The organism is Streptomyces lydicus (genome assembly GCF_004125265.1).
Classification (GTDB): Bacteria; Actinomycetota; Actinomycetes; order Streptomycetales; family Streptomycetaceae; genus Streptomyces; species Streptomyces lydicus_C.
In genome coordinates this window covers 3,417,132-3,433,513 of the sequence record NZ_RDTE01000003.1, presented here as the reverse complement: position 1 = coordinate 3,433,513, position 16,382 = coordinate 3,417,132, and the positions used below count along the sequence as shown (strand labels likewise).

Annotated in this window: 19 protein-coding genes; 9 read left to right on the top strand and 10 right to left on the bottom strand. The window is 71.7% G+C overall.

Going from position 1 to position 16,382, the window contains the following annotated elements; genetic code table 11:
* Together D9V36_RS17345 and D9V36_RS17340 are read left to right on the top strand one after the other, a co-directional pair.
* A complete protein-coding gene (locus tag D9V36_RS17345; RefSeq protein WP_129294585.1) occupies positions 1 to 996 on the top strand; it encodes an ABC transporter substrate-binding protein in 996 nt (331 codons plus the stop codon).
* Positions 997 to 1,224: 228 nt separating this feature from the next.
* Positions 1,225 to 1,443 (top strand): hypothetical protein, encoded by a 219-nt coding sequence (locus tag D9V36_RS17340; protein ID WP_129294584.1) that lies wholly within the window; start codon positions 1,225 to 1,227, stop codon positions 1,441 to 1,443.
* 61 nt (positions 1,444 to 1,504) lie between these two features.
* On the opposite strand, the gene D9V36_RS17335 is transcribed toward D9V36_RS17340, so the two are convergent.
* Positions 1,505 to 2,479: a quinone oxidoreductase family protein gene (locus D9V36_RS17335; protein WP_129294583.1), complete on the bottom strand. Its 975-nt coding sequence runs from the start codon at positions 2,477 to 2,479 to the stop codon at positions 1,505 to 1,507.
* A 175-nt stretch (positions 2,480 to 2,654) separates the two neighbouring features.
* On the opposite strand from D9V36_RS17335, the gene D9V36_RS17330 reads away from it, so the two are divergent.
* The gene (locus D9V36_RS17330; RefSeq protein WP_129294582.1) at positions 2,655 to 2,984 is read left to right on the top strand and encodes an ArsR/SmtB family transcription factor; all 330 of its coding nucleotides are present in this window, start codon (positions 2,655 to 2,657) and stop codon (positions 2,982 to 2,984) included.
* Positions 2,985 to 3,202: 218 nt separating this feature from the next.
* Positions 3,203 to 3,586, top strand: coding sequence for a VOC family protein (locus D9V36_RS17325; RefSeq protein ID WP_129294581.1), 384 nt, complete (start codon positions 3,203 to 3,205; stop codon positions 3,584 to 3,586).
* Positions 3,587 to 3,630: 44 nt separating this feature from the next.
* Here the strand turns inward: D9V36_RS17325 and D9V36_RS17320 are convergent, their stop codons facing one another.
* The 3 genes from D9V36_RS17320 to D9V36_RS17310 form a co-directional block, all read right to left on the bottom strand.
* Entirely contained in the window at positions 3,631 to 4,434 is an 804-nt protein-coding gene (locus D9V36_RS17320) for a MerR family transcriptional regulator (RefSeq protein ID WP_129294580.1), read from the bottom strand.
* Positions 4,427 to 4,963: a VOC family protein gene (locus tag D9V36_RS17315; RefSeq protein WP_129294579.1), complete on the bottom strand. Its 537-nt coding sequence runs from the start codon at positions 4,961 to 4,963 to the stop codon at positions 4,427 to 4,429. The genes D9V36_RS17320 and D9V36_RS17315 overlap by 8 nt, the downstream gene beginning before the upstream one ends.
* A 195-nt stretch (positions 4,964 to 5,158) precedes the next feature.
* Positions 5,159 to 5,812: a TetR/AcrR family transcriptional regulator gene (locus D9V36_RS17310; protein WP_129294578.1), complete on the bottom strand. Its 654-nt coding sequence runs from the start codon at positions 5,810 to 5,812 to the stop codon at positions 5,159 to 5,161.
* A gap of 259 nt (positions 5,813 to 6,071) precedes the next feature.
* Between D9V36_RS17310 and D9V36_RS17305 the strand changes: the two genes are divergently transcribed.
* Positions 6,072 to 6,740 (top strand): SRPBCC family protein, encoded by a 669-nt coding sequence (locus D9V36_RS17305; RefSeq protein ID WP_129294577.1) that lies wholly within the window; start codon positions 6,072 to 6,074, stop codon positions 6,738 to 6,740.
* A 27-nt stretch (positions 6,741 to 6,767) separates the two neighbouring features.
* On the opposite strand, the gene D9V36_RS17300 is transcribed toward D9V36_RS17305, so the two are convergent.
* Both D9V36_RS17300 and D9V36_RS17295 read right to left on the bottom strand, forming a co-directional pair.
* Positions 6,768 to 8,015 carry an MFS transporter gene (locus tag D9V36_RS17300; RefSeq protein ID WP_129294576.1) on the bottom strand — a complete coding sequence of 416 codons (1,248 nt, stop codon included), beginning with the start codon at positions 8,013 to 8,015 and terminating at the stop codon, positions 6,768 to 6,770.
* Complete coding sequence (locus D9V36_RS17295) at positions 8,012 to 8,812, bottom strand: GNAT family N-acetyltransferase (protein ID WP_129294575.1); 801 nt, start codon at positions 8,810 to 8,812, stop codon at positions 8,012 to 8,014. The genes D9V36_RS17300 and D9V36_RS17295 overlap by 4 nt, the downstream gene beginning before the upstream one ends.
* 154 nt (positions 8,813 to 8,966) lie before the next feature.
* Between D9V36_RS17295 and D9V36_RS17290 the strand changes: the two genes are divergently transcribed.
* The gene (locus D9V36_RS17290) at positions 8,967 to 10,127 is read left to right on the top strand and encodes a trypsin-like serine peptidase (RefSeq protein WP_129294574.1); all 1,161 of its coding nucleotides are present in this window, start codon (positions 8,967 to 8,969) and stop codon (positions 10,125 to 10,127) included.
* A gap of 126 nt (positions 10,128 to 10,253) precedes the next feature.
* On the opposite strand, the gene D9V36_RS17285 is transcribed toward D9V36_RS17290, so the two are convergent.
* Positions 10,254 to 10,769 (bottom strand): putative immunity protein, encoded by a 516-nt coding sequence (locus tag D9V36_RS17285; RefSeq protein WP_129294573.1) that lies wholly within the window; start codon positions 10,767 to 10,769, stop codon positions 10,254 to 10,256.
* 229 nt (positions 10,770 to 10,998) lie between these two features.
* Between D9V36_RS17285 and D9V36_RS17280 the strand changes: the two genes are divergently transcribed.
* Positions 10,999 to 11,322, top strand: coding sequence for a hypothetical protein (locus tag D9V36_RS17280; RefSeq protein WP_241720903.1), 324 nt, complete (start codon positions 10,999 to 11,001; stop codon positions 11,320 to 11,322).
* An 18-nt stretch (positions 11,323 to 11,340) separates the two neighbouring features.
* Here the strand turns inward: D9V36_RS17280 and D9V36_RS17275 are convergent, their stop codons facing one another.
* Positions 11,341 to 12,804 carry a PLP-dependent aminotransferase family protein gene (locus D9V36_RS17275; RefSeq protein WP_129294571.1) on the bottom strand — a complete coding sequence of 488 codons (1,464 nt, stop codon included), beginning with the start codon at positions 12,802 to 12,804 and terminating at the stop codon, positions 11,341 to 11,343.
* Between the two features lie 46 nt (positions 12,805 to 12,850).
* On the opposite strand from D9V36_RS17275, the gene D9V36_RS17270 reads away from it, so the two are divergent.
* On the top strand, positions 12,851 to 13,396 hold the full coding sequence (locus tag D9V36_RS17270; RefSeq protein ID WP_129294570.1) for a carboxymuconolactone decarboxylase family protein: 546 nt from the start codon (positions 12,851 to 12,853) through the stop codon (positions 13,394 to 13,396).
* A gap of 170 nt (positions 13,397 to 13,566) precedes the next feature.
* Here D9V36_RS17270 and D9V36_RS17265 read toward each other — a convergent pair whose 3' ends face one another.
* The gene (locus D9V36_RS17265; protein ID WP_206739834.1) at positions 13,567 to 14,298 is read right to left on the bottom strand and encodes an isocitrate lyase/PEP mutase family protein; all 732 of its coding nucleotides are present in this window, start codon (positions 14,296 to 14,298) and stop codon (positions 13,567 to 13,569) included.
* An 80-nt stretch (positions 14,299 to 14,378) separates the two neighbouring features.
* A complete protein-coding gene (locus D9V36_RS17260) occupies positions 14,379 to 14,906 on the bottom strand; it encodes a carboxymuconolactone decarboxylase family protein (RefSeq protein WP_129294569.1) in 528 nt (175 codons plus the stop codon).
* Positions 14,907 to 14,953: 47 nt separating this feature from the next.
* Here D9V36_RS17260 and D9V36_RS17255 point away from each other — a divergent pair, with 47 nt between their 5' ends.
* A complete protein-coding gene (locus tag D9V36_RS17255; protein WP_129294568.1) occupies positions 14,954 to 16,378 on the top strand; it encodes a PLP-dependent aminotransferase family protein in 1,425 nt (474 codons plus the stop codon).
* Positions 16,379 to 16,382 lie beyond the last annotated feature (4 nt).

Sequence of the window (16,382 nt, the reverse complement as noted above, 5' to 3'; positions counted from 1 at the left end):
ATGTCCCGTAAGCGCACCATGACCATCGGGGCGGCCGCGCTGGCCGGCGCGGCGGTCCTCTCCCTCTCCTTGTCCTCCTGCGGCAAGGCCGACATGACCAAGCAGACGTCGCCGTTCGCGGCGGCCAAGGGCTCCAAGTCGGTCACCCTCTCGGTGCAGACCTGGGTCGGCGCCCAGTCCAATGTCGCGGTCGCCAAGTACCTGCTCGAACACGAGATGGGCTACCACGTCGACACCGTCCAGGTGGACGAGATCCCCGCCTGGGACGCCCTCAGCCAGGGCCGGGTCGACGCGATCCTGGAGGACTGGGGCCACCCGGACCAGGAGAAGCGGTACGTCAAGGACAAGAAGACGATCACCGCGGGCGGCGGCAACGGCGTCACCGGCCACATCGGCTGGTTCGTCCCCAAGTACTGGGCCGACAAGCACCCCGAGGTCAAGAGCTGGAAGAACCTCAACAAGTTCGCCAAGCAGCTCCGTACGTCGGAGAGCGGCAACAAGGGCCAGCTGATGGACGGTTCGCCGTCCTATGTCACCAATGACAAGGCGCTGGTGAAGAACCTCAAGTTGAATTACGAGGTCGTCTTCGCGGGCTCCGAGGCAGCGCAGATCACCCAGATCCAGCAGTTCGCCAAGGAGAAGAAGCCCTTCCTGACGTACTGGTACGAGCCGCAGTGGCTCTTCAACCAGGTGCCGATGGAAGAGGTCAAGCTGCCCAAGTACACCGACGCCTGTGCGGCCAAGGGCGCCAAGGACCCCAAGTCCATCGACTGCGCCTATCCGACCACCCCGCTCCAGAAGTTCTTCAACACCGAGTTCGCCAAGAAGGGCGGCAGCGCCGCGGCCTTCCTGAAGAACTTCAAGTGGACCAAGGACGACCAGAACGAGGTCTCCGAGTCGATCGCCTCGGGCGGCCTGTCCGCCGACGAGGCGGCCAAGCGCTGGGTGGGCAAGCACCCGGACGTCTGGAAGAAGTGGCTGCCCAAGAAGAAGTAGCCGCCGCAAGGCACGCAGGGATCTCGCGGGCAGTCGCACAGGATGTGCGACTGCCCGCGAGCGCGTTGCGGGGCGGGCCTTGCTTGTTCGGTTGCCGCGGGGCCTTACCCGTTCGGGTGCCGCGGGGGCCTTGCTCCTTACCCGTTCGGGTGGCGAGCGGCGAAGCGCGGCGCGGCGCGGCGGCGGGCGCAGAAGGCTGGGCAGCCGCCACCGACGAAAGGCCCCGCCATGCCGCTGCCGCCGACCTGCCCCACGCCCGACTGTGACGACGTGCTGTGGAAGGACACCACCCACACCGACACCGACTGGGACAACTGGCGCTGGTGGTGCTGCCGTTGCGACAAACAGTGGTATCCGACAGCGGAACAGCTCCAGGAATACCGCTACGGAGCAGCCGGCAGACCCCACCCCTCCGCATACCGGGACCCCAGACCGGCGCGGCGGTAGGAGAGGCCTGCCCTGCTCGCCCCTCCGGTGCCTCCCCCTCCGGGGGGCTCCCCCTCCCGTGTCACTCCACCCGCAGCAGCAGCTTCCCGGTGCTCTTGCGGCTGCCGAGGAGCCGGTGCGCCCCGGCAGCATCGGCGAGTGGGAACTCCGCCGACACGGGGAGTTCCACGTCCCCTTCGGCGACCGTACGGAAGGCCCGCCCGGCCAGTGCGCGCAGCGCCTCCGGCGCCGTCTGGGCCAGCGACAGGATGGAGAACCCGGCGACCGAGCGCCCCCGGGGGGACAGCTCGGCCTGGCCCACCTGCCACGGCTCGGCGGAACTCGCATTGCCGAACGACACCAGGCGGCCGAAGACGGCAAGCGCGTCCAGGCTGCGCCGGAAGGTGTCACCGCCCACGGGATCCAGGGCGAGATCGACGCCCCGTCCGCCGGTGGCACGCCGCACCTCCTCGTCGAAGTCCGGGCCGACGAACACCTCGTCGTAGCCGTGGGCGCGCGCATGCTCCGCCTTCGACGCCTCCGAGACGACGCCGTAGACGGCACCCGCACCGGCCGCCTTCGCCAGCTGCCCTGCCACCGTGCCGATCCCGCCCGCCGCGCCCTGCACCAGCACGGTCTCGCCGGCCCGCAGCCGCCCCACCTCGTGCACCAGGGCATGCGCGGTGGGCAGCACCGTCGGCAAGGTGGCCGCGGTGCGCAGGCTCACCCCCTGCGGCAGCGGGAACACGCTCGCCGCGGCGGCGAGCGCGGCCTCCGCATACGCGCCGCCGTCCGTGAGCGCAGCGACCTCCTGCCCCGGTCGGAGCCCGTCGACCTCCGTGCCGACCGCGCGAATGCGCCCGGAGACTTCCAGGCCCGGCCGGAAGGGCAGGGACGGAACGCGGTACCCCTCGGCGCGGGCCTTGAGATCGGCGAAGTTCACCCCGGTGTAGGCGACATCGATGCTCACCTGCCCGGGCCCCGGCTCGGGAACGTCGGCCTCCACGACCCTCAGGACCTCGGGACCGCCGTACTCCTGGAACTCCACCGCACGCATGACTGCACACGCCCCTCTCGTCGAGTGTTCAATGGGATGCGAACACTCCGACTGTATGATCTGGATCGAACACTCTGCAAGAGGGAGCCCGGGAGTCGGGGCAGGTTCAGGTCCAGCGGCCCGGGGAGCAGGGGGCAGGGGCCGAGGAGATCCAGGAAGTCGAGGAGACCGAGGAATGACGGGCCGCAGCAGCCACCGCGCCGAGCCGGTGCACATCCACCCCGAGGACGTCCCCGTCGAGACCGCCCTCGCCGCCCTCGCCGACCCCGTACGGCTTCAGCTCGTCCGCGAGTTGGCCGGCTCCGCCGACTGGTCGCACAGCTGCGGCAGCTTCCGCGTGGAGGTCGGAAAGGCCGCGCTGAGCCACCACTTCGGCGTACTGCGCGCCGCGGGCCTGGTGGAACAGCGCGACCAGGGACCCAAGCGCCTCAACCGCCTGCGCCGCGAGGAGTTCGACGCCCGCTTCCCGGGGCTGCTCGGCCTGGTGCTGCGCGAGGAGGATTAGGCCAGGATCAGGCCGGAGCGGAGGGCCCGCGGACGGGGGGCCAGGGCCGGCGACCCAGGACCGGAGAACCAGGACCGAGGGACCAGGGCCGAGGGACCAGGACCAGGGCTGGGACCAGGTCCAACGGCCGATCCCAACTCCCTGATCCGCCCTATACGTTCCTCATGCAACCACCCGACGGCACTCCGCCCCTGCCGGGCGCCCCCAGAGGAGCTTCCATGCGCGTCACCGCCTTCGACCACCTCGTTCTGAACGTCTCCGACGTCGAGCGCTCGCTCGCCTTCTACTGCGGCCTGCTCGGCCTGGAGCCGGTCCGCGTCGACGCCTGGCGCGCGGGCGAGGTGTCCTTCCCCTCCGTGCGGGTGAGCCCGACGACCATCATCGACCTCGCCCAGGGGCCCCGCGAGGGCTCCAACGTCGACCACCTCTGCCTGGTCGTCGAGCCCGTCGACTGGCAGGAGGTCATCGACTCGGGCGAGTTCACCGTGGTCGACGGCCCCGGGCCGCGCTTCGGCGCCCGTGGCGAGGGCCAGTCCCTGTACGTCAGCGACCCGGACGGCAACACCATCGAGCTCCGCTGGTACGCGCACGACACCGTCTAGGCATACCCGGTCATGAGGTCGGATGCGGGCGTTCGGCCCGCGCTCTACTGCCAGGTCGCGGTGTCGGGGTCGATGCCGTGGGCGCGTGCGCAGGCGTCGATGATGCGACGGAGCCACGTGGCAAGGCCGGCGCGGATGCCGTCGTAGTGGGCGGCGAATGCCGGGTCGGCCTCATACCTGCGGCCGAGGCAGACCTGCATCTGGCGGGTGAGGGGGAAGTACGAAGCAAAGACTTCGCGGTGCCGCTCGACGAGTTGATTCGCTTCCGGGCTGCCAGGTGTGACGCCGGCGGCCATCGCGTCCGCGAGGGCGCGGTCGAGGCCGGCAGCGGCGTCGGCGACGGTCTGCCATTCCTCCGGGCCGCGAGAGGCTGAGCGTTCGGCGTACTGCCGCCATTGCGTCGTGTCTCCGTAGCGCTGACGGGCTTGGGCGGGCCAGTCCGGGTTCCACCGGGGGCCGAAGACCGCGGCCTGCTGCTCGATGGTCAGCAGCAGGCCGTGCTCGTGGGCGTCGATCATCCGGTCCAGTCCGGCGCTGAGCTGCTGGAGGCGGTCGATCCGCTCCGCGACCTGGGCGCGCTGCGCGCGCAGCGCACCGGGCACGTCCGTGGTCGAGTCGTCCAGGACGGCCCGAATCCTGTCCAGGCCGAGACCGATCTCGCGGTAGACGACGATGCGGTGCAGGCGTTCCAGATCGCCGGCGGTGTAGAGCCGGTATCCGGCAGCCGTGCGCAGCGACGGTCGTGCCAGACCGATCTCGTCCCAGTGGTGCAGCGCGCGGACGGTCACGCCCAGACGTGTGGAGACCTGACCGACGGTCAGGCCGTCGGCGTCAGTGGCATCAGGCATGTGTCTCAGTGTCGCCGTGATCGACGCCTGGTGGGGTGATCCCGATGGCTTCAAGGTTCCGCGCTTCCTGGCTGGACGGATCAAAGGGCTTCGCCGCGGTGAAAACGATCCGTGCGTTCTCGGGGGTGATCACCTCCACATCACGGGTGTTCCAGGGGGTGTCCCGTGGACCGTCGACCGAGTTCGGGAGCACCGCACGACAGGACTCCACAAGGGAATCGATCTGGCTGAGCACGCACGCGAAACTGCAGCTCATCGCCGGCGCCTGCTCCGGGACGCTCTCGGCCGTGACGAGGAGTACGTCCTGGAACGCCCACCGGCGCAGATGCACGAGCGTGCCGGGAATGCTGAACAGCTCGAAGAACCCGAGCCCACGGGTCCAGAAGTCCATCGACGCCGCCAGGTCGCTCGTGGGGATCGTCACGAACGCGGGCATTCCGTAGATGCCGCGGCACGGCTCCGGCGGAACCGCATCCGGGCCGGGGGCGGGCACGGGACTCATCTCGAACGCGTTGTAGTAGTCGCTCATGCGCCTGACTCTCCAGCCTCACGCAACGTGAGGGTCAAGTCGATTCGGTGAATCTCGCCCTGGCGCGACGAGGCGACCAACGTTGTGGCCGGCCGGGTACGCGGTCAGGGGTGTCCCGCTGCGCCGCGCCGGGCCGCCTGCGCCGCGCCGCCCGCGCCGCCCGCGCCGCCTGCGCTGCGGCGCCCGCCTGCGGCCTCAGGGCCGGGGTGCCAGCAGGTCGTCCAGTTCGGCCGCGAAGAGCAGGGCGGGGTCGAGGTTCATGCCGGTGAAGTGGCCGGCGAGTTCCAGTGACAGGACGCCGTGCAGGCGGGTCCAGAAGGTCAGGAACCGGTGGAGGGCTTCGGGTGGAGCGGGGTGGCCGGCGGCCCAGTCCCGGTGGTCCTCCAGGTAGGTGCCGAAGGGCGTCGTGGCGCTGTCCGGGGCGAGCGCCGCGCACGCGTCGACCAGGGTCGTCATGATCTCGGAGGAGATGGCGGTGGTGTCCTCGGGCGCGTGGTAGCCGGGGATGGGGGTGCCGTAGACGAGGAAGTACCGCTGCGGGTCCGCCAGGGCCCAGTCGCGCAGGGCGTGCGCCAGCCCGGCCAGGTCGGCGCCGTCGGCGGAGGCCGTGCGGAGGGCTTCGGCGAGGCTTCGGTACGCCTCCCGGACGAGTTCGGTGATCAGGTCGTCGCGGCTGGCGAAGTAGCGGTAGAGCGCCGGTCCGCTCATGCCCATCTGCTTGGCGATCGCGTTGAGGGAGAGCGCGGACGCCCCCGCCGTGGCGATCTGTTCCCAGGCGCGTTCCGTGATCTCCGCCCGCACCTGGGCCCGGTAGCGCTCCCGCGGGGTGCTCGCGCCCGTCGTCGCCATGGCCTGACACCGTCCTCATCCATCTGGCTACATCTTCAAGACTTGGTTAGAAGGTATCACGCAACTTATTGACCTGCTGCTCCGCGTTACGTTATATGTATTAACGAAGGCGTGAGGTTGTAGTTGGGGTGGGTGGGCGGACGGCTGCGTGGAGGGAGGTGCGGCCGCGCGATCCGCCCGACAGGCAGCGCTCGCGCGCCGACCGACAGACCCGACCGACAGACCCGACCGACAGACCCGACCGACAGAGGGGAACTCCATGTCCGGCTTCCGCAGCACCGGCTTTCGCGCTGCCCTGTACGCCGTCCCGCTCACCCTGACCCTCGGCCTCCTGGGAACCGCTGCCGTACCCGCGGGCGCGGCCGGCTCCCACACCTCCCACACCTCTCACCCGCCCCACCCCGGCACGTCCCTCACCTGCCAGGGGAAGGGTGTCGACCCCCACGCTCGCGTCCGCCACCGGACCGAGACCGTGATTCACGCCCCGCTGCGCACCGTCTGGAAGCTGCAGACCGACGTGGAGCGCTGGCCGTCCTGGCAGGCTCCGGTCACGACCGTGGAACGCCTCGACCACGGTCCCTTCCGTAAGGGTTCGGCATTCCGGTGGACGACCCCGGTGCCTCCCAACCCCTCAACTCCCGCTACCAGCTTGGAGATCACCTCGACCGTCCGGCAGATCGAGCGCCATGCGTGCCTGCGCTGGACCGGCCCCGCGATCGGCGAGGGGTTGCGCATCGACGGTGTCCACGTATGGAACTTCACCCAGGTCAAGGGGGGTGTCCGCGTGAGCACCGAGGAGACCCACACCGGCGCCCAGGTCGAAGCGGACGTTCCTGCCGCTACCAAGATCCTGCGCGAGGGGCTGGAAGCATGGCTGCGCAACCTGAAGTCCGCCGCCGAAGCCCGCGCATACCACCGGCCGCACTGATCACGCGCCGACCAACCGCCGCGCTGATCACGCCCCCTCTCCGACGGGCTCCCGGGGGGCGGCCTGCGGCGCGGGTGCGCGGCGGGGCAGCAGGAGGGGAGTGGCCAGGAGGAGCGCGCCGGCGAGGATGATGGCGGTGCGGGTGCCGGTGAGGCCGGCGAGCAGCCCCCAGCATGCCGTCATGGCCGCGGTGGTGGTGCTGCTCGTGATGGACCACGCCGACAGGGTCCGGGTCACGCGGTCGGTGGCGGTGTGGGCGAGCCGGTAGGTGGCGAACACCGGGGTGAAGACCCCCATGCACAGGATCAGGCCGAACTCTACGACGATGAGGACCGCGAGTCCCCAGGGGCCGGGGCCGATGAATCCCAGCCCCAGGGACCAGCACGCCCGCAGGGTGCCGGCGGTGACCAGCACCCGGTGCTGTCCGAACCTCGTGACCAAGGGCCGGACGAGCCGCGAGCCGACGAGACCGCCGATGCACGACACACCGAAGGCCAGGCCGTACTGCCACGGCGCAAAGCGCAGATCGTGCAGGAGGAGCACGGTCAGCAGCGGCATGGTCGCCATGATCAGCGCGTTCACCAGGCCGGTGTTGAAGAACAGCGGCCGCAGGTGGGGGTGGCCCAGGATGTAGCGCCAGCCCTCGACGACGTCGGCCGGGGTGAAGCGCTGCGCGGGGCGGTCCGGCGGCGGCGCCTCCCGGCCGCCGATCGCCCGGATCCCGAGTGCGGAGAGCAGGAAACTGACCGCGTTCGCGATCACCGTCGTCAGCGGCCCGAACGCCCCGATGGCGACGCCTCCCAGGGGCGGCCCGAGCGCGGTCGCCGTCCATGTCGTGGTTTCGAACCTGCCGTTGGCCACCAACAGGTCGTCGGGCCGCACCAGGGCCTTCAGATACGCGCCGCTCGCGGCGGTGAACACGATGTTGGCGGCCGCGACGATCACCGATACGACGACGAGCTGGGCGAAGGTCAGCCCGCCGAGCGCGTACGCGGCGGGCACGGTCAGCAAGGCCATGAACCGGAGCAGGTCCATGCCCACCATGACCGGCCGCTTACGACGGAACTCCACCCACGGCCCCAGCGGCATAGCGATCAACGCACCCGCCGCCAGTCCCGCCGCGGACAGCACGGACACCTGTGCCGTACCGCTGTGCAGCACCAGGACGGCGATCAGCGGGAACGCGTCGAGCGAGAGCCAGGTTCCGGCGGCGCTGGCGGCGAACGCCGCCCACAACCATCCGAACTCCCGGCCCAGCGACTGCCGGTGTCTCATCCCTGGCTCCGTGCTCCGTTCCATGCCTGATTCCCCCGCTCGGCCCTGCTCGATACGCACCATCGTGGCTGACGGAACCAACGGGCCGCCGTCCACTCCTCGCGGGTCACCGCGTACTCCACGTCGCCGTGCTCCGCGCCCTCGATGTAGTCCGGCCACTCCTCGAAGAATGTCCGGACGTAGCGGAGTCCGGACTTCTCCATGACGCGCCGTGATCTGTGGTTGACGGTCATGGTCGTCGCCATGATGCGCCGTACGCCCGGGGTGGACGCACCCGGCCCGCCCGACGCACCCGGCCCGCCCGGCGCATCCGAGGCACCCGGCTCACCCGACGCAGCCGGCCTGCTCGACGCACCCGGCCCGGCGAAGGCCAGGCCGATCAGTGCCCGTGCGCCCTCCGTCGCATACCCCGCGCCCCAGGCGGCCCGGCACAGCCGGTAGCCGAGCTCGGCCTCGTCGGCCGGTCCCGAGGCGGTCGGCCGGAGGGTGAACCAGCCGATGAACTCCCCGGTGGCCGACACCTCCGCAGCCCAGACCCCGAGTCCGGCAGGCGGGCCGGCAAACGGTCCGGCAAGCGATCCGGCAAGCGGGGCTCCGGGGGCGTGACCGGGCTCCTGGAGGAAGTCGGGCAGGGTGCCTTCCAGGACCTCCTGCCGCGGTACCGGCCGTCCGGTGTCGATGAAGTGCATGACCTCGGGGTCGCCGTGCAGTGCGACCAGCAACTCCGCGTCGTCCGGGGTGAACCGGCGGAGCGCGAGCCGGTCCGTCCGGACGCCCGGGGCCGACGAGAGTGGCATCGCGTACGTCCTGTCCTGTCGTCCGTCGGGGGCGCCGGACCTGGCTGCCCGGCCGTCCTGGTGCCACGGCATAGTAGAGCGCAGCCCGATGAGGGACATGACAATTACGGCGCGCTGCTCGCCGGCGCCGCCGCTTATCAGGGGGACTTGTTCCATGCCATCCATCCGCCGCTCCACCGCCGCGGCCGCGGCACTGGTCGCGCTGCTCACGGGCACCGTCACCGCCTGCGGCCCCGGTGATGACAAGGCCGCCGCTTCGGGCGCCGCCGACCAGAAGGGACAGGGGGGCGGCGGGCTCCAGATCCCCAAGGACATGCCGACCAGCCTGGACGATCTGAAGAAGTGGAAGGACGGCGGCTGGCAGAACTGGGACAAGTGGGCCCGTAAGGCCTCGGATTTCGCCAACCCGGTCATCAAGGACCACTGGAAGACGGACCGGCTGGCCAAGGCGAAGAACTCGCCCGAGATCGGGGTGAAGGCCACCGGTACGGGCAGCGAGTTCGACGCCACGGACCCCGAGCCGCGGCCGGTCACCGCCGAGCAGGTCGCCCGCCCGTACCACCAGCACATGGCACCGGTCGGAAAGATCTTCTTCGACAGCCCGAAAGGCCCGATGGTCTGCTCCGGCACGATCGTCGAGGACCCCGCGCACCCCGGCAAGTCCAACCTGGTGTGGACCGCGGGCCACTGCGTGCACTCCGGCAAGCAGGGCGGCTGGATGCGCAACATCGTCTTCGTGCCGTCCTACAACGACAACGGCGCGGCGATGAACCAGGTCAGCGGCGCCCCGCCCCAGCAGGTCACCCCGTACGGCCGGTTCTGGGCCGACTGGATCACCACGTCCGGTGAGTGGATCAACATGGGCAGCCAGCACACCGGCAACGGCGGCTCCGCCTATGACTTCGCGGTGCTGCATGTGAAGCCGGAGAACGGCGGCGGCAAGTCGCTCCAGGAGACCGTGGGAACCGCCGCCCGGGTCGCCTTCGACACCCCTTCCGCCGACCGCATCGCCTCGCTGGACGCCTTCGGCTATCCGGCAGCCCCGCCGTTCGACGGTGCGCGCATGATGAACTGCCCCGGCCGCCCCGGCCGCCTCGTCATGCAGGAGGGCACGCCCGCCATGAACCGCATCGGCTGCAACATGACCGGCGGCACCTCCGGCGGCGGCTGGTTCGTCAACCACGGCGGCAAGCTGACGCTGGTGTCCAACACCTCGATCAGCTCCAGCAACCACACCTGGCTGGCCGGCCCGCACCTCGGCCCGGAGGCGGAGCGCGTCTTCAACGACATCAGCCGGAAGTTCGCCAACCGGTAGTCCGGGAGGACGTCGCCCCGGGCCCCGGACCCTCGGCCCCCGACCCTCGGCCCCCGGCTCGCCTTCGAGCCGGGGGCCGAGCGGTTCAGAGCGAACGACGGCCCTCCCCCCGGAACCGCCGCGCGCTCAGCAGTCGAACACCGACCAGCAGATGTCGTTCCGCAACCGCTGGTCGTCCAGCACGAGTGCGCGGATCTCCTCCGGGAGCTGGTCGCGCTGCCACTGGCACTCGACGCGCCCCGCGGCTTCGCCCCCGCCTTTCGGCGCGGCAGCGCGTACGGCCTTGATCGCATAGGCGGCCGCACCGAGCTCGTGCGCGGCGACATGTGCGACGACCGCGGCCTGACCGGCGGCGTACGCGGCATGCCGTGCTGCGCCGCGCAGGTCCCGGGCCGCGCCCATGGCATGACCTCCCGCCGCGCGGGTCTGCATCATCTTGACCTCGCCACGCACCCAGGCGCGGGCATGCTCGATCGCTTGGCGCGGCCGTGGGTCCTGAGGCTGAACCGACTCGAAGAGGCCGAGGACGTGCTCCGCGCAGGATGCCGCCCACAGGGCGAGGAGATGGTGATCCGCATCGGTGAGAGTCCCGCCGCGGCGGATCGTGATGAAGCGAGGGTCCCGGACTTTCGGGAGGATCATGCGTGGCACTCCTTCTGTCGGTATCCGCCCCACGCCCGATCCCGAGGACGGGCCCCCGCGGCCAGGAGCGCCACGCCCCAACAAGCGCAGCCGGTCACTTCTGGCCTTCACAAGAGGAGCCGGCCACTTCCTGGCGTCACCCACATCGCGTGCACTCAGATCCGCTTCCGACGCCCGGCGACGTGAACGCACGCCAGGTGCGCCGTGGGGCTGTAGCAAGATGGCGCAAGTGAGCAGATTATCCGAGCAGGTGCAGAATGCGGTGCCCCTTTGGGACGAACACCTTCGAACCCCCTTCCCCGCCGGTCTGCGAGGCGTCGAGTTCGGGGGTACGGACCTGGTGTTGCTCGACGCGGAGATCGCCGGCTGCGTTCTCACGTGGCTGAACAACGGCGGCACCCTCGACCCGGAGCGCACGCGCGTCCTGCGAAGCCGCATCGAAGACCTGGACCGGGTCCTCCCTCAGATCCCCGGCTCCGCAGGAGTCCGGTACTGCCAACGCTTGCGCCGGCTTGCCCTGCTCGTCTCGGCGGCCCTCTCCGGCGTCGGCTGAGGGAGCTTGCGGCCCCCCTTACGGCAAGGCCCGGCGCAGTGCCTCCAGGGCGGCGGGGAAGGCGTTGTCGGTGGGGGTGGCGTAGCCGATGACCAGGCCGTGCCGGGGCGGCATGGTGGCGGCGGGGTGGCGGTAGTCGGAGAGGCCGTCGAGGGCCAGGCCCTGTCGGCGGGCGGCGCGCAGGGCCGTGTGTTCGTCCGACTCGGCGGCGTCGTCGGGGAGTTGGAGGACGGCGTGCAGGCCCGCGGCGATGCCGGTGACGGTGAGGTGCGGGGCATGGGTGGCCACCGTGTCGATCAGCTGGTCGCGGCGTCTGCGGTAGCGCTGGCGCATCCTGCGGATGTGCCGGTCGTAGGCGCCGTGGGTGAGGAATTCCGCGAGGGTGAGCTGGTCGGTGACGCCCGCCCAGGCCTCGCGCTCGCCCTTGGCCTCCAGTACGGCGTCGACGAGACGGTCGGGGAGCACCATCCAGCCCAGGCGCACCGCGGGGGACAGGCTCTTGCTGACCGAGCCGATGTGGAGGACGCGCTCCGGGTCGAGGCCCTGGAGGGCGCCGACCGGTTTGCGGTCGTAGCGGAATTCGCCGTCGTAGTCGTCCTCCAGGATGAACCCGCCGGTGGCGCGCGCCCAGTTGATGGCGGCCGCCCGGCGGTCGGGGTGGAGCGGTACGCCGGTGGGGAACTGGTGGGCGGGGGTCAGGAGGGCCGCGCCCATGCCGTCGAGACGGGCCAACTGTGCGGTGTCGGCGCCGTGTTCGTCCAGGCCGAGGGGGTGGGTGGGGATGCCTGCAGTGGTCAGGAGGTGGCGGTGGAAGGGGAGACCGTAGGACTCGACGGCGAGCGGGCCGGGGACGACGGCGGGCAGCAGCAGGCGCAGGGCATGGGCGAAGCCGGAGCAGATCACGATGCGTTCGGGGTCGGTGCGCACGCCGCGGGTGCGGGCCAGGTAATCGGCGAGCGCGCGGCGCAGTTCGGGGCGGCCGCGGGGGTCGCCGGGGCCGAAGGCGTCGTGCGGGGCGGCGGTCAGCGCGCGGCGGGCGGCGGCCAGCCAGGCGGTGCGCGGGAAGGACGCGGCGTCCGGCTGTCCCTGGAGGAGGTTGTGGGCGGGGCGGCTCGTAGGGGAAAGGTGGGTCGGGGAGGGGTGGGCCGGGGCGCGGCCGGTCGTCAGCGGCTCCGCGCTCCCCGGGACTACGTCCGGGAGGTGGTGCCACCGGGCGACGCGGGTGCCGGAGCCCTGGCGGGCGCTGAGCCAGCCCTCGGCGACCAGTTCGGCGTAGGCGTCGGCGACGGTGTTACGGGCGATGCCGAGGTCGGCCGCGAGCGAGCGATAGGGCGGCAGGCGGGTGCCGGGGGCCAGGCGGCCGGACCGTACGGCGTCCCGCATCGCCCGGATGAGGACGGCGCGGCGGCTGCCGGGGCCGGTCAGCTCCAGATGCAGATCGACGCCCAGGCTCTCGGCGAGATTGACCCATGATTCCGGCATGGAAATGCACCCTACAGCCGGTCGCCTGCTCTTCTAGATTCAAGGCATGACGCAGCAGACGTATCAGACGCAGCAGACGCATGGCAGTGACGTGGTGGTTCGTGGCGAGGACGCGGCGGTAGCGGGCAGCGGCCCGGCGGCCCGCAAGCCCAGGGTGAATTTTGCGCAGGCCGCTCCGAAGGCCTTCAAGGCACTGATCGGTTTCGATGCCGCGGCGCGTGAGGGCCTGGACCCCGCCTTGGTCGAACTGGTCCAGATCCGCTCCTCGCAGCTCAACAAGTGTGCGTACTGCCTCCATATGCACACCTCCGACGCCCACAAGGCGGGCGAGAGCGCGGAGCGGCTGCACATGGTGGCCGTCTGGGAGGAGGCGGCGCACTTCTTCACCGCGAAGGAGCGGGCGGCGCTGGCGCTCACCGAGGCCGTGACGCTGGTCGCCCAGGGAGGCGTGCCGGACGAGGTCTACGAGCGTGCCGCCCGCCACTTCGAGGAGGCGGAGCTGGCCCGGCTGCTGGCGCTGATCTTCACGATCAATACGTGGAACCGGATCGCCATCAGCACGGGAAAGGTGCCGGGGACGGACGAGCGGTAGCGGGGCGGCGGGCTCGGCGCTCGCGGGCTCGGCGCTCGTGGGCTCGGCGCTCGTGGGCGGGGCGCCGGCCGGGTGAGCCCCCGCGGGTCGTCAGCCCCGCAGCCCGTCGGCTGCTCCCGCCGCCCGTCACCTCCCGCGTCCCCGTCGGCCCCGTCAGCCGCAGCGGCCCGTCACCCCTCCGCCGCCAGCTCCTCCCGCAGTCGCTCCGCCATCTCCGCCACCGTTGCCATCGTCCGGCGCTGGAGGCCGCCGCCGAAGGTGATCCGGGCCGCGCCGAGGGCGCCGAGTTCGCGCGCAGTGGGGCCGTCCGGGGTCACGATGGCGTTGACGGGGAGGCCGATACCGGCGGCCAGGGCGGCCAGCTCCGGGGGCGGGGCGAGGATCGGATAGACGCAGTCGGCGCCCGCGGCCGCGTACAGCCGGCCGCGCCGGACCGCCTCCCCAGTGTCCTGGACGCCGTGCAGATAGGTGTCGATCCGGGCGTTGAGCACCAGCGCCTCGCCGGCCTCGGCCCGTACCTGCGCCAGCCAGTCCGCCTGTTCCTGCGGGTCCCGCAGGGCGCCGGTGGCAGGGTCGGTGTCCTCCAGGTTGCAGCCCACCGCCCCGGCGTCCATGAGGCGCCCCACCAACTCCTTTGCGGACAGCCCGTATCCGGCTTCCACATCGGCCGAGACCGGGATGTCCACGGACCGTACGATCCGGGCGACGGCCGCGAACATCTCGTCGGGCGGCGTCCGGCCGTCCTCGTATCCGAGGGAGGCCGCGATGCCCGCGCTCGGGGTGGCGAGCGCCGGGAAACCGGCGTCCGAGAAGGCCCGGGCGGCGGCCGCGTCCCAGGGGCCGGGGAGGACCAGCGGCAGCCGGGGCCCGTGGTGCAGCGCGCGCAGCGCAGCGGCGGTCACGGGGCGGTCCGTGGTGGTCACCGGATGGTCCATGGTGGTCGCCGGGCGGTCCGTGGTGCTCCCCGGGCGGTCGGTGGCGGTCATGCCTGGCCCGGGGCCATGCGGGTGGACACCCCGAAGCGGTTCCAGGCGTTGATGGTGGTGATCAGCGCGATCAGGTGGGCCAGTTCGGCCTGGCCGAAGTGGGCCGCGGCGCGGTCGTAGACGGCGTCGGGAACGAAGCCCTCGGTGAGCAGGGTGATGGCTTCGGTGAGGGCGAGGGCGGCCAGCTCCTTGGGGGAGTAGAAGTCTGCGGCCTCCTCCCAGGCGTTGAGGAGGTAAATCCGCTGCTCGGTCTCGCCGGCCGCACGGGCGTCCTTGACGTGCATGTCGAGGCAGAACGCGCAGTGATTGAGCTGCGAGGCACGGATCTTGACCAGTTCGACCAGCGACGGGTCGAGGTCCTTCTTCGCCGCCACCTCCAGCGCGATCATGGCCTTGTAGACCTCCGGCGCGAGCTTCGCCCAGGGCAGGCGGGGGCCGTGGCGGTGTACGGGCTGCGCCGTCTGTGTCGTCTGTGCTGTCTGCGCTGCCTGTGGTGCTGCCTGCTGAGCTGCCTGTGTCGTCATGTCTATGACGCTACGGCGGCAATGGCATAGCTGTATGGTCCATTTCCATGGAGAATTCCTGGGCCACTTTCGGGCGGGATCTGCACCTGGACCTCACCGGCCCCGGCGGTCTGCGCGCCGCGCTGCTGCGGGCGCTGCGGGACGCGGTACGGTCCGGCCGCCTGGCCCCCGGCACCCGGCTGCCCTCCTCCCGCTCGCTCGCGGCCGATCTCGGCATCGCCCGTAACACCGTCGCCGACGCCTACGCCGAACTGGTCGCCGAGGGCTGGCTCAGCGCCCGCCAGGGCTCCGGCACCCGGGTCGCCGAGAGGCTGCTGCCGCGGGCCACGCCCGAAGCCCGGCGCGCCGGTGGCCCCGGTGCCGGCCCGGCCGGCCGCGCCGACCGGCCGCGCTTCTCCCTCACCCCGGGCACACCCGATGTCTCCGCCTTCCCCCGCACCGCCTGGCTGGCCGCCGCGCGCCGTGCGCTGACCGCCGCCCCCAGCGAGGCCTTCGGCTACAACACCTCCCACGGCCGCCCCGAGCTGCGTACCGTCCTCGCCGACTACCTCGCCCGCGCCCGCGGCGTACGCGCCGACCCCGACCGCATCATCGTCTGCGCCGGCTTCCTGCAGGGGCTGGCGCTGCTCAGCCGCGCCCTGGGCACCGGCCGCGTGGCCGTCGAGTCGTACGGCCTCGACTTCCACCGCGCCGTGCTCACCCGCGCGGGCCTGCACACCGTCCCGCTCCCCGTGGACGAACGCGGCGCCCGCACCGACGAGCCGGCCGCCCTGGACGATGTGGGCGCGGCCCTCCTGACCCCCGCCCACCAGTTCCCCACCGGCGTACCGCTCCACCCCGACCGCCGGGCGGCCGCCATCAACTGGGCGCGCGCCACCGGCGGGTTCATCCTGGAGGACGACTACGACGGCGAATTCCGCTACGACCGCAAACCGGTCGGCGCCCTCCAGGGCCTCGACCCCGACCACGTCGTCTACCTGGGCACCGCGAGCAAGAGTCTCGCCCCCGCGCTACGGCTGGCCTGGATGGTGCTGCCGGAACGCCTGGTCGATCCGGTGCTCGCCCTCAAGGCCACCGGCGAATGGCAGTCCGGGGCGCTGGACCAGCTCACTCTCGCCGAGTTCCTGTCCTCGGGCGCCTACGACCGTCATCTGCGCGGTATGCGGCTGCGCTACCGACGCCGCCGCGACCAACTGGTGGCCGCCCTGGCCGACCACGCGCCCCATGTCCGGGTCTCCGGCATCGCCGCCGGCCTGCACGCCGTACTGGAACTCCCGCCCGGCACCGAACGGGCCACCCTCCGGGCCGCCCGCCGGCAGGGCCTCGCCCTGCAGGGCCTGAGCCGCTTCCACGCCCCGACCGCCCCACCGGCCTCCCGCGACGCACTGGTAGTGGCGTACGGCACCCCGCCCGATCACTCCTTCGCGGGCGCCGTGGACGCCTTGCTCGGGGCGCTGCCACCGGGGGAGTAGTGGG

Coding starts and splice junctions, on each gene's coding strand:
- D9V36_RS17305 (WP_129294577.1), top strand. CDS start 6,072: ATGTCCGGCTTCCGCAGCACCGGCTTTCGCGCTGCCCTGTACGCCGTC.
- D9V36_RS17270 (WP_129294570.1), top strand. CDS start 12,851: ATGACGCAGCAGACGTATCAGACGCAGCAGACGCATGGCAGTGACGTG.
- D9V36_RS17290 (WP_129294574.1), top strand. CDS start 8,967: ATGCCATCCATCCGCCGCTCCACCGCCGCGGCCGCGGCACTGGTCGCG.
- D9V36_RS17325 (WP_129294581.1), top strand. CDS start 3,203: ATGCGCGTCACCGCCTTCGACCACCTCGTTCTGAACGTCTCCGACGTC.
- D9V36_RS17320 (WP_129294580.1), bottom strand. CDS start 4,434: ATGCCTGATGCCACTGACGCCGACGGCCTGACCGTCGGTCAGGTCTCC.
- D9V36_RS17345 (WP_129294585.1), top strand. CDS start 1: ATGTCCCGTAAGCGCACCATGACCATCGGGGCGGCCGCGCTGGCCGGC.
- D9V36_RS17255 (WP_129294568.1), top strand. CDS start 14,954: ATGGAGAATTCCTGGGCCACTTTCGGGCGGGATCTGCACCTGGACCTC.
- D9V36_RS17295 (WP_129294575.1), bottom strand. CDS start 8,812: ATGCCACTCTCGTCGGCCCCGGGCGTCCGGACGGACCGGCTCGCGCTC.
- D9V36_RS17300 (WP_129294576.1), bottom strand. CDS start 8,015: ATGAGACACCGGCAGTCGCTGGGCCGGGAGTTCGGATGGTTGTGGGCG.
- D9V36_RS17335 (WP_129294583.1), bottom strand. CDS start 2,479: ATGCGTGCGGTGGAGTTCCAGGAGTACGGCGGTCCCGAGGTCCTGAGG.
- D9V36_RS17285 (WP_129294573.1), bottom strand. CDS start 10,769: ATGATCCTCCCGAAAGTCCGGGACCCTCGCTTCATCACGATCCGCCGC.
- D9V36_RS17310 (WP_129294578.1), bottom strand. CDS start 5,812: ATGGCGACGACGGGCGCGAGCACCCCGCGGGAGCGCTACCGGGCCCAG.
- D9V36_RS17260 (WP_129294569.1), bottom strand. CDS start 14,906: ATGACGACACAGGCAGCTCAGCAGGCAGCACCACAGGCAGCGCAGACA.
- D9V36_RS17315 (WP_129294579.1), bottom strand. CDS start 4,963: ATGAGCGACTACTACAACGCGTTCGAGATGAGTCCCGTGCCCGCCCCC.
- D9V36_RS17275 (WP_129294571.1), bottom strand. CDS start 12,804: ATGCCGGAATCATGGGTCAATCTCGCCGAGAGCCTGGGCGTCGATCTG.
- D9V36_RS17330 (WP_129294582.1), top strand. CDS start 2,655: ATGACGGGCCGCAGCAGCCACCGCGCCGAGCCGGTGCACATCCACCCC.
- D9V36_RS17340 (WP_129294584.1), top strand. CDS start 1,225: ATGCCGCTGCCGCCGACCTGCCCCACGCCCGACTGTGACGACGTGCTG.